Below are 13,659 nucleotides of genomic sequence, written 5' to 3' on the forward strand. Positions count from 1 at the left end.
GCCTTGGAACTTCAAACATTAGTAATATCGCCCTGTAGGTTCATGGGGCGTTTACAAAGTGCCCATCGAGCGACACGTAAAAATCAGGAATGCGGCGACCCCTTTTGACCCTCAATACCAAAAATATTTGGTGAAGAGAAGATCTAAAAGGCTAGCTCGTAACTCTTGGAAAGAGCCTGTCCCGACTGCGTTATAAGTTGCTGGGTATCAATGATGCCTTAGTTGAGGCTTGAGCCGTATGCAGTGAAAGTTGCACGTACGGTTCTTAGAGGGGCGGCACTTGGTAACAAGTGTCGTCTACTCGACAGATCTTTGCTTGGGAGTGGACGTACTGTGTGGACGTACTCGGTAATTACGCCTTTGAATTCTACCAATAAGAAACAGTAAAGGACGATCCTAAATACTACCTATTTAGTCAGGCCGCAGATCAAATCTAAGCCTGGATAGTACTGCTAGACTTCACGTTTACTTTTGGCTAGCAATGATGAAATTAATTCTTTCCTCTCACTCTCTGTCATTTGAGAAACAATACATGCTAGTTCTGCGGTGCTTTCATCTTCACAGAAAAAGTAACTTAAAGGCACACCTAGTTCATCGGCCAATAGCTTTAAGGTTTGTACGTCTGGGGTGTGTTTACCCTTCTCGTATTGATTCATTCTAGGGCTAGCAGAGCTTTCATCCATACCTATACGTACTCCCAATGCTTTTTGAGAGAGGTTTGCTTTTTTGCGGGCTTCTTTGAGCCGCACTGGAATTGGGTTTTCGAATGGCACTTGAGTTTCATGTCTCTGATCTCACGGTAACTAAGATTTTCTTAGTTTTACTGATTTCTGTATACTAAGCAATCCTTAGTATTTTAGTGGTATATGCGGTACATGAAGCGTTCTTTGAAAATCAGTGATGAAATGCACAAACTATTGATTGAAAAAGAGATGGATGGTTTTTTAGTTGTTGAGCTAAGAGATGCATTTGTTTCGATTGATCACTCCTATGTTGATCTGGATGATGCTCGTCGTAAGGTTTATCGACAGCTCCTTCGTTTGGTGAAGAACAATTGGCTTCGAGTTGAAGGGACGGGGCAGCAGAAACGATACTTTCAAACAGACTTATTTAAAGGTCTTCAAATCGATACTGCATCAGACAACACTAAGGTTACGTTTTCCACCTTGCCTGATTACTCGGTATTAAGGCACGAACGCAATCAGTACAAAGGTGAACTAGAGATTGTTTTTGGGGAGATTAATGAGTATCAATCTCTCTGTAGGCGCTTTCCTGAACTCGAGCCGAGGTTGCTTCCACTTCTTGAGCAAGCAAGAGAGCATTCAGCGCAGTTGTTAGGAAGAGTGAATGTACTCACCAGTGTTCTCAAAACACTTTGTGAGGACAACCAGTCGTGCTAAGGCAATGGCAGGCAGAATGCTCAGAGAAGGCATTACAGAAATACAGCTCAAACCAGCAGCACTTCTTCTGTCAAGCAACTCCAGGAGCAGGAAAAACGGTACTGGCTGCGACGGTCGCTTCAAGGTTGCTGCAAGAGGACAAGATCGACCTGGTATTGTGTTTCTCACCCTCTTTAACGGTTTCAAGCGGAATCAAGAGAACCTTTTCACAGATTCTTAATTGTACCTTTAATGGTGGATTAGGTTCTATTGGGCGATCTCTCACTTATCAGTCGATTCAATTTCTAAATGAGGAGTTTTGGCTGACGCTAAGGAATCATCGAGTTTTTGTGGTCTTTGATGAGATACACCATTGCTCTGGTACAGATATTGAAAATGCGAATGTTTGGGGGCAACAAGTCCTTGCAAAGATTCAAGGACTCGCAATGTATACCCTTGCTCTTTCAGGGACTCCGTGGTGTTCAGACTCTTTGCCGATAGTATTGGGACAGTACAGCGATCCTGATGGGATACTTTTGGTTGATTATCAATACACGTTGAAGCAAGCAATCGGCGATAAGGTTTGCAGAGCCCCTAAGATTGTTTTGGTTGATAATGAACATTTGACCGTGACGAACGATGAGAAGGTGGAGTCTTTTTCTTCAATATTGGAAATGATTAAGCAGACTAAGGCCTCATATCAAAGCATCATTCATAATGAAAATGCAATGGAGTACTTACTTGGATTGGGTTGCAAAAAGCTTGCAGAAATCCGTTCTCGATCCCCGACAGCTGGGGGGTTAATTGTTGCTGCATCAGTTCAGCACGCACAAACAATTAAAAAGGTACTTTCTGAAAAGTATGCTCAATCGGTCTCAATAGTGACCTACCGGCATGAAGAGCCTTTAGCAGAGATTGAACGTTATAGACGAAGCGATACTCAATGGATTGTTAGCGTTGGAATGATTAGTGAGGGGACCGATATTCCGCGCCTTCAAGTGTGTTGTCACATGAGTTCAGTCAAAACCGAATTGTATTTCAGACAGGTGCTCGGGCGAATTCTTCGTGTGAACGGCGCGACAAATCAACAAGCGTGGCTATTCACCTTTGCTGAACAAAGCTTGATTGACTATGCAGAAAGGATTGAACAAGATATTCCTGAGTCGTGTATATATGCAAAATGGGAAAAGTTTGCAGAAGCCGAGCCAGATACTAAGCGCAACCGTCTGAGCGAAAAGGGGTTGCTAGAAGAGAGAGGAGGACTTAGCTCTAAGTTGGTATGGAATAGCACGACAACGAATACTGAGAATACTGATGTCACACTTGGCGCGTTTGATGAGCTTCGGCTCGGAGCTTTTAGACAGCGGGTAATATCGGCATTTTTGGCTTCTTGAGTAGGCCTATTGTTTTACCAAGTCGTTTAACTCAATCAAAATTCAGCGTTTTGACTCTGGGTGGCGAGGCTTAGGGGCTCGTTAATACCACACTTCAGTTTTGATTACCCCTGACCCGAAAGAGCTAATAAATGCTGCTAGCTCAAAAATGCCCCCATTCCTTCTTTCAACTGATTGAACACACACTTCACCTAAGCATCATTTGACTTACTTTTCGTAATACCATTAATGTGGACATACATACGGATTAACTTCATTACGCGTAAAGGTACAAATGAGCATTGAGAGTGCAATAGAAGCAATTGGCAAATTTCAAGGGGATTCTCTGACTGAAAGTCTTTCTCGTTTGGAAGAAGACATTATCGGCGCTAGTGCTGCCGACTCATTAGAGTATTGCTCTGAGAGAAAAATAGATGATGACTTTGTTGCTTCAGCCTTGGCTGTGAAAAAAGTCGCTGGAGAGATCAATGTTATTATTCATGCCTCAGGAATATTGCACTTACTTAAAGATATTCTAAAGCAAGGGGAAGTTGTTCAAAGTGTTTCTTTAGGGGCGGGTAATACTGGTCGAAAATTTGATCTAGAAACAAACCTCCAAGTAGCTGAATTCAAGTTTATCGATTGGAAAGGAGGGGCTGAGTCAATACGGCAGAATGGGTTATTCAAAGATTTCTATGAGCTTGCAGAATATGATACTGAAAAGGCAAAAAACCTTTACGTGGTAGGCACTCATTATCCACTGAAATTTTTGAATGGAGGAAGAGCTTTAACTAGCGTTTTATCAAAGCAACCAGCAATATACAAAGGTATATCAGATAAATACGGTTCAGCGATTAAAGTAGTAAGAGATTACTATGAGATTCATAAAAGTTCAGTGGGTATCATTGATATTTCTCCATATATTGGACGTGTAGACAAGGAAGAAAAGGCAAAGGCGCTAACCACGGACTAATGGATTCTGTTGGCTCATCTTTGTCGGGTGGACGACACTTGTTACCAAGTGCCGTCTCCCTAAGAACCCAGCGTGCAACTTTCACTGCACTAGGCTCAAGCCTCCACGAAGGCATCGTTTGATACCCAGCAACTTATAAAGCAGTCGAAGCAGGTTCGTTCCAAGAGTTACGAGCTAGCCTTTTAGATTTTCTCTTTACCAAGTATTCTTGGTAAAGAGGGTCAAAGGGTGTCGCTGCACTTCGGATTTTCACATGCCTTTCTATTGGCACTTTGGCTATTTGGAAGAGATTGAACTGGCAATCCATATCCATGATCTTCTGCCAACCGTGAAACTGCCATTGGCCTTTTCGGTTGATGAAGTATTTTAGGGCAATCCAAGTTTTAGACTTTGTTGGATGACGCCTTTTAGCCCAGTGCCATAACGTATGGAATAACTTGTGACCTACATATCCGAATACCTGTTTAGCTACGCAGTGCCGATAATAGTTCGACCATCCCCTGAGTTTAGGATTTATCAGTTTGATAAGATCATTCACTGGAAGGGTTACGTGCTTTTTGATGAGTTCGCGCAGATTGCTTAAGAACATCAACGTATTGGATTTACTCGGCTTGATGAGCAGTTTCCCTTTGTACTTCCTATGGTTGAACCCAAGAAAATCAAATCCATCGTTGATATGAGTAATGTGCGTTTTCTCTTCGGATAATGTTAAGCCTCTTTCCGCTAAGAAATCAGCAATCAACGGTTTGATATCGTTCTCGAGCACTTCCTTTGAAGCGCAAGTGACGACGAAATCGTCGGCATATCCAATAAAGTTAGCTCTTGCTCCTTTCTTAAGCGCGGTAGACTTAATGCGCTGTTCGAGACCCGATAACGTCATCAACATCAAGGTGGGGGATATAATTCCGCCTTGAGGAGTGCCTTCGTCGGTGTCGTAAAACAGCCCTTTGTCTACAAAGCCTGACTTTAGCCATTGCTCCAACATCCGTTTATCGATGGCGATGTTATCCATAAGCCATTGATGCCCGATTTTGTCGAAGCAAGCTTTAATATCTCCTTCAAGAACCCATTTAGCCGATTTCTTTAAAGCCAAACACTTGAAGCACTGGTCGACAGCGTCAGCCGTGCTACGATTTGCTCTAAAGCCATAACTATTCGGGTCGGCAGTTGTTTCTGATATGGGCTCTAGCGATAATAGGTGTAGCGCTTGTTGTGCTCTGTCTATCATGCATGGGATGCCCAGAGGTCGAAGCTTGCCATTCTTTTTGGGGATATAGATACGCCTGAGTGGTTTCGCTTGATAAGCTTTCCGACTCAGTTGATTTACTGCTTTCATACGACGCGTGTCTGTGTTCCAGACAACGCCGTCTATTCCAGGCGTTTTACTGCCTTTATTTTGAGAAACTCGCTTAACAGCAAGAAGTTTTGCTGAGCGAGAGTGAGTCAGTATCCACTGCAATGCTTTTGCTTTGCCGTGTTTACCGTCTCTAGTTGCCTTTGCGATACGCATTTGAAGCTTTAAGACGTTCGCCTCTACGGCCTTCCAGTTAATGGATTGCCACAGTGCACTGTCAGAAGATGCACTAATCTCATTCGAAATCGTCATTTGCTTTTCTTCCTTAATAAAGTTCTTCAAACTCTCTCGCAACGAGAGACCAGTTGGAAGTGGGCTCACTTTCGTGATCAGGCACAAACCTGTATCTGCGTCATTACAATGCAGCCTTTGCTTTTTCCAACCTCCTCTACCCGCATCACTATCGGCCACAGAGGCTTTCCCGTAGGGAGTGATACAGGCTTACCGTGTTCCGTATGTCACGCAATGTCAGTTTAGATGCCCGCTATGGTGCGGAGAGTTCAACGATCACGAAAGAGCATGGGGCAATCTCTTTCCGACTCTCGTGCCTTTTGGCTACAGCGTATTAACCACTTCCGCTGTTTCACAACATAACGCACCTTACGCGGATTCACTTATGTTCATCATGCTGACTACCTAGCACTCACCCGATGTTGTGGTTATCAGGAGGATCGTCCTCTCACGACTTCAATCCCGATTGGAAAATACCAACCTTAGTTACATTGTCAGAGCCGCTACTTTATTCAGGCTCCTAGGTTCATCTGGTGATACAGATGGTTCACTCGTTGAGCGGTGAACAGCGCTTCATACGACATCACGTCGCACGCCCCATTATTTGTTAGACTAAATACTCAATCAAATACTATTAATAAAAATGATCATACAAATACTAATGTGAGCCTGATAAGCACATTTCTTGATGAAATCTACTTATGCTCTTTCTCCATACTTTGGGAACTCTACTATAAACGTATTCCTACTATTTTCTCTGGGAATGAGCTCAAGTGTTGCACGGTGTAGTGCAGTAATGTCTTTGCAAATTGACATCCCTAAACCCGCACCGTCGCCATGTTCGGAATGACCCCGATAAAACTGTTCGAAGATTCTTTCACGAGTTTCTTTCGGGATGTCTGGGCCAGTATCGGAAATTAAAACTTTGATTGTATTATTTTTCTCTATGACGCTGACTTGGATGTCACTGTGTTCGCCGGAGTAACGAATCGCATTATCGACGAGGTTACGAAATAACACCTCTAACAACATTCGATCACCTGATATAGCGATGTTGGAAGATGATAAACTGATGTCTTGCTTATGCTTCAATGCTAACGGTGCCAAATCAGCAACAACGGTTTGCAACAAAGGGGTTGGTTCAACGGTGTCGAATACACGTTCTGATAAGCTATCTACTTTAGCTAAAGTCAGTAGCTGATGGATAAGGCGGTCAGTGCGTTCAATGCCTTGCAGAATGTTGAGTAAATCTCCTCTCAGTTGCTCCGGATCATTACTTTCAAGCGCATTTTCTACGTTAAGACGAAGGATTGTTAGTGGGGTTTTTAGTTCATGCGCTGCAGCACGTGTAAAGCGTTTCTCTCTTTGCCTGGCTAACTTTAGTTCAGAGAGGAGAGAGTTGAGCGAATCGACAAGTGGTGCGAGTTCAACGGTGTTGTCTTTTACATGAATGCGATCTAATCGGTGTACGTTTCTTTGTGTGATGGCGGTGCGCAGGTCGTTAATCGGTCGGAAATGTTTATCGATCAACCAAAACAGCAAAAGCAACAAAGTTGGTAGTATCAGCAATTGTTCTATTGATGTGGATAGGGCAATTTCGTGGATGATCTCTTTACGTATCTTGTATTTTTCTGCAACCACGACGTATTCATTATCATGTTTTGTTTGTGGTAGTGAAATCTGAAATGTACGCCATTGTGTAGCGTCTTTTACGATATCAGCGTAGCCGTTATTATCAAAGGACGTAGAGAGTGCGTGCAAGCTTTGATCAGAGCTCCAGATTAGTGTGTTGTCTCGATAGAATTGAAAAACCAAGTTTTGTTCATAAGGGTGGCCGAACTTTGTGACATTGTCGTCGTCAGACTTTGACATTGACTCAATGTTTTCCATCCACTCATTAAATAATTCTCGATGGTTAGCGAGAGTCCTCTCTTCCGTTGAAATTGAGAGCGTCAGCAACATTAATTTTGCGGATTGTCCAAGCCTAGCGTCATAAACTTCTTCGACTTCGTGCTTCGCAGATTGGAAACTGAAATAAAGTGAGATGAGTAAGAGAACACTTACCAACACGACTACTGATAGAGTTAACTGACGTTTGATCGAGTACGATTTCTTATCTTTCAAGAATGTACCCCACACCGCGAATATTTTTAATGACCACTTTGGGCGCTTTTTTACGCAAATTGTGAATATGAACTTCGATAGCGTTGTCGCTTGAACCTTCATCCCAGCCGTGCAGTGATTGTTGCAATTGCTCCTTACTTTGCACGCGTCCGGCGTTCGTCATCAAACTGGTGAGGATTTTAAATTCATTGCGTGTGAGTTTAAGCGGCGCGTCATCGTAGCGAATGCTTTGTTCCGATAAGGATAAAGATAACTGTCCAACTTGAATGATTTCTTCTGCACTACCGGATTGACGGCGAATCAACACACGCAAGCGAGCGAGCAACTCTTCGAGTGCAAACGGTTTTCCGAGGTAATCATCTGCGCCGCCATCAAGGCCTTGAACGCGATCGCGAATGTCGTCTCGTGCGGTAAGTATCATCACTGGGAGCTTAAATCCGCCTTTGCGAATATTACGCAGAACTTCCAGTCCATCGATATCGGGGAGAGTGAGATCCAATATTACGGCGGTGAACGCTTCTGTTTTGAGTGCGCTAGTCACGCCAGACCCTTTTTCCACCCAATCCACAGTGTAACCATGGCGACTTAATGAAGTCACCATGGATTGACCGAGTAGTTTGTCATCTTCTACGAGTAATAAGCGCATGATTTATTTCAATCTCCCAAGAGTCGCTTCAATTTCCAGTTTTCGGCCTTTATCTGCCAAAGGTCGGTCAGGGCGAGGTGATGCTTGCATTGCGCGAGTCAAATACACTTTCGCTTCCTTGTCTCGACCTTCTTCTGCAAGGAAGTCTCCATAAAAATAGTTCGGATCGATGCCTTTTGGATTGATCTCTAACGCTTTTTTCAACATTTCTTCGGCTTTATCGTCATCACCAAAGCCAATTGGCCACCCCGGAACTTTGTAATACAGAGAACCTAAACTGGTGTATGCAGAGCCATCGAGCGTTTGCGGTGACGTTGCAATTACCCCTTCGAGTAAAGATTTGGCTTCTTTGGCGAGTGATAGTGCACCTAAGCCACCTTGAGCACCAGCCAGCGATGCTTTATTGATTGCCAGCCAAATAGTGAGTTCGGGATTGCCGGGTTCTCTGTCGAGATAAATACTGGTTTTGGCAATCGCACGATGGAAGCATTGTTCCTTCTCGTCACCATCGGGCGTGCTATACTGACATTCCGCCCATTTCTTTTGAACCTGTTGCAGTGGAGCATTACCTGCCAACGCAGCGGTCGAAGCTAACGTTGAACAAACCGTCAAAGCGAAAAGTAGTTGTTTGGTATTCATCGTCCATGTCCTCTTCAGTGACTGACTCGGTTTACGTATTGGTGAATGGTTTCTTGCTGCTTACGAATCGCAGAAGAAACCACGCTTGGAAGTAGTTGATTGATGCGAGCAAAAAGCTTTTCTGGCCAACCAATCCATTTCGCGGAAATTTCTTTTTCCAACATGGTGACAACGTGATCGGCTACAACTTGCGGCGAGTCCGTTTTGTTACCCAGCTGTCGATTCATTTCATTGACGGCATCGCTATTGAGTGAGGTTTCTGTCGCTCTTGGTGCCAAATACAGCGCACGGATTCCGGTTGCGAACAGTTCTCTGTCGAGCGATTCGGTAAAACGGTGCAACCCCGCTTTTGCCGCGCAATAGGAGGTATAGCCTGGGTAGCCAATTGAGCCGAATGTGGAACCAATATTGAGAATCACCCCAGGCTGTTTTAACCACGTCAACGCCGATTGGCACAGCAGCATCGGCGCAACGAGATTGAGTTGGATTTCGTCTGCAACCTGCGTTGGTCGCTTGTGGCATAACAACGAGAAATCGTTGCTGCCTGCATTGTTAATCAGTGCGTCCACTTTTAGATGTTGGCGCGCTCGATCTTTAATCGTAGTTAATCCTTCTGATGAGGTGATGTCTGCAACGACTAGGTCATGGCGTTCTGGATTCGACAGTTCGCGCTGTAGTGTTTGCAAGCTCTCTTCGTTTCGCCCAACAAGAATGAGGCTGGCACCGCGTTTTGCTAACTCTTGCGCGATGGCTTGCCCTATTCCGCCCGTTGCGCCTGTCAGGAGAATGGTGCTGTTGTTAATGATCATGCTTCACCTCACGCCGCTTGTTGGGTTGAGAAAGAAGGCAAAGAACGCAGCATTTGTCCGTACAATGCGAACACCATTTTTGCGGAGTCGATGATGACTTGTTGATCTTCCACTTTGGTGGTTTTGTTCATCAGTGATTCAAAAAATTGCAGATGATCTTGGTCTAACACGCTGTGTGAAACCAGGTAAGTCATTGCTGAAGGCGGTAGGCTTAGCGTTGACTGGATTTTTTCTGCCATTTGGCCACCAATGCCGACGCTGGTGCCTTCTAATACCCACACCATCCCAAACAGCGCGAGTGGGTTGTGGCGGTCAATTTTGTGGTAAAGGTAGGAAACCATCAATTCAATCGGCGCACCGACTTGACCTATACCTTTGTTATTGCGTACCGCTTCGGCATCGCCGCCGCACGCTTTGATGTCATTTAAAATCCATTCTTGATGGCCTTTCTCTTCCTCGATGTATTCGGCAATGGCATCTCGTACCCATTCGTATTCGCCAGATAGTCGGCCTCCACACGCCATCAGCAAGGGAACAGTGTGCTTAACGTGATGGTAAGCTTGGGTGAGAAAGGCGATATACATATCTTTGGAAATGTTTCCTTGTTGAACCTCTGCGATGACTGGCGCAGTTAACATTGCTTGTTGAGCAGCGGCAGTGCTTTGTTTGAGTTGTTCGAAAAATAAAGTCATAACCTTCTCCTTAAGAAGCCGTTAACTAAGATGCAGTTTGGAAAGACGTAATGTGTTGCTGAAAGGGCAAATCGATGCGTTGGAGCTTTTGCGCTTGCAGCGTTAATTCAGGCGTTGTGCTCGCTAATAACTGAGCCACATCATGTTCGATTTGATTTCGTTTGAGCTTGCCGTTATCCGTGTACCAATCAGAGATGGCTCGTGGGTAGTCCAGTAGCAATAAGGTTCGGATTTGTGCGTAATCGGGTAGGGTTCGGTTTAATGCATGAACCTTTGATTCGACGTCTTCACTATTGGCAATGACAGCGCATAATGTTTGTTGGCTATCGCCAGTAACGATCAGCGGCGTCATCGGCAAAAACGCTAACGCTTCTGATTCAATCCATTCCGGTGAGACATTTCTGCCATACGCGGTGACGATAAGGTTCTTCTTACGCCCCGAGAGAGTGACAAAACCTTGCGCGTCAATTTGGGCTAAGTCGCCAGTTGCTAACCATTCTTGAGTAAACGGCTCATTCAAATAACCAAGAGCAACGTTGCCTTTGACGAGCAGTTCACCATCTTCCGCGATACGAATCTGAGCGTGGGGAAGTGGTTTGCCACACGTTCCTGCTTTAAATGCGGCTGGTGTATTCAAACAAACGACGGAGCCACATTCAGACAAGCCATAACCTTCAAACGCAGGGATGTTCAGCGCATGCGCGGTGTTAATCAGTTGCGACGACACTCTTGCGCCGCCAACAGCAACAAATTTTAGAGAATCCACAAGAGAGGGCTGCTGTTTCGCGATATGAATGAGCGCAAGCAATAAAGCCGGTGTTAGCACTAAGCTTTCTGGTTTGATGGTCGCTAATGCTTGTGCAAACAGATGTGGTTCGAATTGGCTTGAACCGAGTAAGCCGGTTTGCTCTCCGGGTAAAATATATGACGTCACGCCCAACATGAGTGGGACATAAACGCCGGTTATGTTCTCGAGAAGCGTCGATAACGGAAGCAGCACTAAGTGTGAGTGCGCCGTGCCGTTTACTGCGTCGGCGATCGATTTCGCCACCAAACACAAATGATCATTGCTTAAACACACGCCTTTAGGCTGACCAGTCGAGCCAGACGTAAATGTGATTTTTCCGGTTTCTGGTAGATAAGCTACCTGTGTATCTTCATCTCTCAACTGGCTACGACGCAGCAAAGGCAAATTTGCAATGGAAAACGGATGGTCTTGCTGGTTAAAGCTTTGCTTAGGATTAGAAGCCAACCATGCTTGCCAATCGCCGACTAAAGCATCGACGCCTGATTGCTCTAACGTATGTTCAACTTGTGCATCAGAGAAAAAAGTCGGAATAGGTACGACGACTATGTCTGCCGCCATCGCCGCCAAATCAACAATGGCCCAATCGATACCGTTTTCTGCGCGTAGCGCGAGTGCTTTGATGTTCTGTGCAATAAGCTCGGCGGCAACGAGTTCGATCTTGTTTAACACTTCAGAGTAAGTTAGTTCAACCGTTTGATTCGCTTCGTAGCCGACAAGTGCTGCTCGGTCTGGTGTCGTTTTTGCCCATTTTGTAATGACATCGAGGAGAATATTCATACTTCACCTATATTCTGGCGTTGTGTTTAACCAAGTTGTTCTGGTTGTGTTTGCGGTTTTAACGACGTTTACTTTTCTATCTAGGCTTGTTTGCGTTTTCTTTCTTGGACTAATCGAAGACGTTCGAGTCCTTTTTGCAAATTGCCAGCTAACACACGCGGTTGATGTTCGTAGTATGACCCCCAAGTGGACTCGGCATCGGGGACTTTGTTTTGATCGGCCTGCGCGATGATATGAGGCTCCAATCCTAGGCGCGCCATCATGGCGTGAAGTGGGTCTGTCGCGGTGAAGATGCACCATTCAAAACCGAGGTTGACCAGCATTTCTGCGATGAGGTAAAAGTGCAGAGATGACATGCCCTTAGCGAAAGACGCCAAGTGACCAAACTCCACTAAGTTCGAACGTTTTACGTCGCAGTTAAATACGTTAGAAACCAGCTTTTGGGCGTCGTCTTCTAAATACTGTTCAAGGAACAAAGGCTCATCTTCGGCGATGCGAAAGCCGCATACGGAAACAATTTGGCCGCCTTCAATGAGGGTTAAATACGCCGGCATAAACTGTTTGAGCTCGGCAAAGAATGCTTCTTGATAACGCTGAGAAACATGCTCGATAACTTGGCTCCAAAGCGGATGCATTGGATAAACGATGTCTAAAGTAAAGCCATCTGCAGAAGTTTGTGCATGGTGTTTCATGAGCGCTTCCTTTGTTTGAGTAGTTATTAACAAAATAAAACGCGAAACTTAAGAAACTCTTAAGGAATGAGTGTTTGTAAATAAATTATTCTGTAAAGACCACTAAGTAATCTGCACCATCAATATTGGACACCAAGTTAAGCAACTTTCGATACTTTTAGTTATCCATAACTTACTAATTTAGCAAAGCCTCTGAAACGTTTTTGTCCAGAACCTTCACAGATAGCGACGATGTGGATTGCATCGACCAATATTTAAACCACGAGACAAACGACGTATTGCGGTTGCGGTCGATCCCTTGGCTATCAACGATGAGCAGCAGGCACTATCGTGTCGATTGTTAGAGCTCTCTCGTTCGATTGCGGATACCTGTGATAGCCGATTACACATTATCTCTTGTTGGGAACATTATTTAGAGAACTACCTCGACAATCACGTTTGGATTCAAGTTGATGAGGCTCAGCTGTCTGTCGAGGTTTCTAAAGAGAAAGCGCGTCACGAACAAGCCTTGCAGCAATTAATTGATGACTCAGGTATTGCTGGTGAGGTGGTTGTTCATCACCTGCATGGTAAACCGGACGATAAAATTCCGGAGTGTGTTGATGAGGCAGAGATTGACGTGTTGGTCATGGGAACCTTAGCCCGAACCGGTATTTCTGGTTATGTGATTGGCAATACTGCCGAGAATATTCTTCAATCAATTAATTGCTCCTTAGTGGCAATGAAACCAGAGGGATTTATATCTCCAATCAAGTAACAAATTGATCTCGAAAAGCGGAAATAGTAATACTGAAGTAAGCGTGCACACGACAGACTAATAACTTCTTAGTGGAGGGTAGTATGAAGAAACTATGTCCTATTTGCCAAACTGAAATGCTTGAGCGCTCTCACATTTATGCATGCCCGAGAAACGATATCGGAGACTGCTCCTACGACGCACTGAGTGCAGTGAATGAAGAGTCGAGTTTTTTATTTGACCAGAGCAATTCCCATAGTGACATGCATTCTTATGTCGTTCTCGACAGCAAATAATTTGAACCAGTGGGATCTATCTATATTGGAATGGATGATCGTGACTTAATTTTAGCGGTCTTATTCAAAGCCTTCGTAAACTAGATAATCCGTTCACATGCCTTGCTCGGATTATCTTCCTGATGCCCAA

13 protein-coding genes and 1 pseudogene are annotated in these 13,659 nt (G+C 44.6%); 5 read left to right on the forward strand and 9 right to left on the reverse strand.

Annotation, left to right across the window (positions count from 1 at the left end; all coding sequences use genetic code 11):
- Nucleotides 1-452: 452 nt before the first annotated feature.
- Nucleotides 453-773, reverse strand: a complete 321-nt coding sequence (locus ACED41_RS04825) for a helix-turn-helix domain-containing protein (RefSeq protein ID WP_371724573.1) — start codon at nucleotides 771-773, stop codon at nucleotides 453-455.
- Nucleotides 774-887: 114 nt separating this feature from the next.
- Between ACED41_RS04825 and ACED41_RS04830 the strand changes: the two genes are divergently transcribed.
- From ACED41_RS04830 to ACED41_RS04840, 3 genes are all read left to right on the forward strand, one after another.
- Nucleotides 888-1,400 (forward strand): hypothetical protein, encoded by a 513-nt coding sequence (locus tag ACED41_RS04830; protein ID WP_371724619.1) that lies wholly within the window; start codon nucleotides 888-890, stop codon nucleotides 1,398-1,400.
- The gene (locus tag ACED41_RS04835) at nucleotides 1,394-2,773 is read left to right on the forward strand and encodes a DEAD/DEAH box helicase (RefSeq protein ID WP_371724574.1); all 1,380 of its coding nucleotides are present in this window, start codon (nucleotides 1,394-1,396) and stop codon (nucleotides 2,771-2,773) included. Before ACED41_RS04830 ends, ACED41_RS04835 begins: the two co-directional genes overlap by 7 nt.
- 274 nt (nucleotides 2,774-3,047) lie before the next feature.
- Nucleotides 3,048-3,725 (forward strand): hypothetical protein, encoded by a 678-nt coding sequence (locus ACED41_RS04840; RefSeq protein WP_371724575.1) that lies wholly within the window; start codon nucleotides 3,048-3,050, stop codon nucleotides 3,723-3,725.
- A 133-nt stretch (nucleotides 3,726-3,858) separates the two neighbouring features.
- Here ACED41_RS04840 and ltrA read toward each other — a convergent pair whose 3' ends face one another.
- The 8 genes from ltrA to ACED41_RS04880 form a co-directional block, all read right to left on the reverse strand.
- A complete protein-coding gene (gene ltrA / locus ACED41_RS04845) occupies nucleotides 3,859-5,331 on the reverse strand; it encodes a group II intron reverse transcriptase/maturase (protein WP_029626754.1) in 1,473 nt (490 codons plus the stop codon).
- A 678-nt stretch (nucleotides 5,332-6,009) separates the two neighbouring features.
- On the reverse strand, nucleotides 6,010-7,434 hold the full coding sequence (locus ACED41_RS04850) for a sensor histidine kinase (RefSeq protein ID WP_371724576.1): 1,425 nt from the start codon (nucleotides 7,432-7,434) through the stop codon (nucleotides 6,010-6,012).
- Nucleotides 7,424-8,080, reverse strand: a complete 657-nt coding sequence (locus ACED41_RS04855; RefSeq protein WP_005393404.1) for a response regulator — start codon at nucleotides 8,078-8,080, stop codon at nucleotides 7,424-7,426. The genes ACED41_RS04850 and ACED41_RS04855 overlap by 11 nt, the downstream gene beginning before the upstream one ends.
- A 3-nt stretch (nucleotides 8,081-8,083) precedes the next feature.
- Entirely contained in the window at nucleotides 8,084-8,719 is a 636-nt protein-coding gene (locus tag ACED41_RS04860) for a hypothetical protein (protein ID WP_017063791.1), read from the reverse strand.
- Nucleotides 8,720-8,733: 14 nt separating this feature from the next.
- Entirely contained in the window at nucleotides 8,734-9,528 is a 795-nt protein-coding gene (locus tag ACED41_RS04865) for an SDR family oxidoreductase (RefSeq protein WP_017063792.1), read from the reverse strand.
- An 8-nt stretch (nucleotides 9,529-9,536) separates the two neighbouring features.
- A complete protein-coding gene (locus ACED41_RS04870; RefSeq protein ID WP_017063793.1) occupies nucleotides 9,537-10,220 on the reverse strand; it encodes a TenA family transcriptional regulator in 684 nt (227 codons plus the stop codon).
- A 25-nt stretch (nucleotides 10,221-10,245) separates the two neighbouring features.
- Nucleotides 10,246-11,805: an AMP-binding protein gene (locus ACED41_RS04875; RefSeq protein ID WP_017066111.1), complete on the reverse strand. Its 1,560-nt coding sequence runs from the start codon at nucleotides 11,803-11,805 to the stop codon at nucleotides 10,246-10,248.
- Between the two features lie 80 nt (nucleotides 11,806-11,885).
- Nucleotides 11,886-12,497 carry a thermostable hemolysin gene (locus tag ACED41_RS04880; RefSeq protein WP_005464330.1) on the reverse strand — a complete coding sequence of 204 codons (612 nt, stop codon included), beginning with the start codon at nucleotides 12,495-12,497 and terminating at the stop codon, nucleotides 11,886-11,888.
- Between the two features lie 238 nt (nucleotides 12,498-12,735).
- On the opposite strand from ACED41_RS04880, the pseudogene ACED41_RS04885 reads away from it, so the two are divergent.
- Both ACED41_RS04885 and ACED41_RS04890 read left to right on the forward strand, forming a co-directional pair.
- Nucleotides 12,736-13,254 (forward strand): annotated as a pseudogene (locus ACED41_RS04885) (universal stress protein); the annotation flags it as partial.
- An 83-nt stretch (nucleotides 13,255-13,337) separates the two neighbouring features.
- Nucleotides 13,338-13,529: a hypothetical protein gene (locus ACED41_RS04890; protein ID WP_080582258.1), complete on the forward strand. Its 192-nt coding sequence runs from the start codon at nucleotides 13,338-13,340 to the stop codon at nucleotides 13,527-13,529.
- Nucleotides 13,530-13,659: the final 130 nt, after the last annotated feature.

Source organism: Vibrio sp. 1F255 (genome assembly GCF_041439145.1).
Classification (GTDB): domain Bacteria; phylum Pseudomonadota; class Gammaproteobacteria; order Enterobacterales; family Vibrionaceae; genus Vibrio; species Vibrio crassostreae_C.

Excerpts from the sequence above, each read along its gene's own strand:
- ACED41_RS04840 (WP_371724575.1), top strand. The coding sequence starts at position 3,048 with ATGAGCATTGAGAGTGCAATAGAAGCAATTGGCAAATTTCAAGGGGAT.
- ltrA (WP_029626754.1), bottom strand. The coding sequence starts at position 5,331 with ATGACGATTTCGAATGAGATTAGTGCATCTTCTGACAGTGCACTGTGG.
- ACED41_RS04855 (WP_005393404.1), bottom strand. The coding sequence starts at position 8,080 with ATGCGCTTATTACTCGTAGAAGATGACAAACTACTCGGTCAATCCATG.
- ACED41_RS04860 (WP_017063791.1), bottom strand. The coding sequence starts at position 8,719 with ATGAATACCAAACAACTACTTTTCGCTTTGACGGTTTGTTCAACGTTA.
- ACED41_RS04865 (WP_017063792.1), bottom strand. The coding sequence starts at position 9,528 with ATGATCATTAACAACAGCACCATTCTCCTGACAGGCGCAACGGGCGGA.
- ACED41_RS04870 (WP_017063793.1), bottom strand. The coding sequence starts at position 10,220 with ATGACTTTATTTTTCGAACAACTCAAACAAAGCACTGCCGCTGCTCAA.
- ACED41_RS04875 (WP_017066111.1), bottom strand. The coding sequence starts at position 11,805 with ATGAATATTCTCCTCGATGTCATTACAAAATGGGCAAAAACGACACCA.
- ACED41_RS04880 (WP_005464330.1), bottom strand. The coding sequence starts at position 12,497 with ATGAAACACCATGCACAAACTTCTGCAGATGGCTTTACTTTAGACATC.
- ACED41_RS04890 (WP_080582258.1), top strand. The coding sequence starts at position 13,338 with ATGAAGAAACTATGTCCTATTTGCCAAACTGAAATGCTTGAGCGCTCT.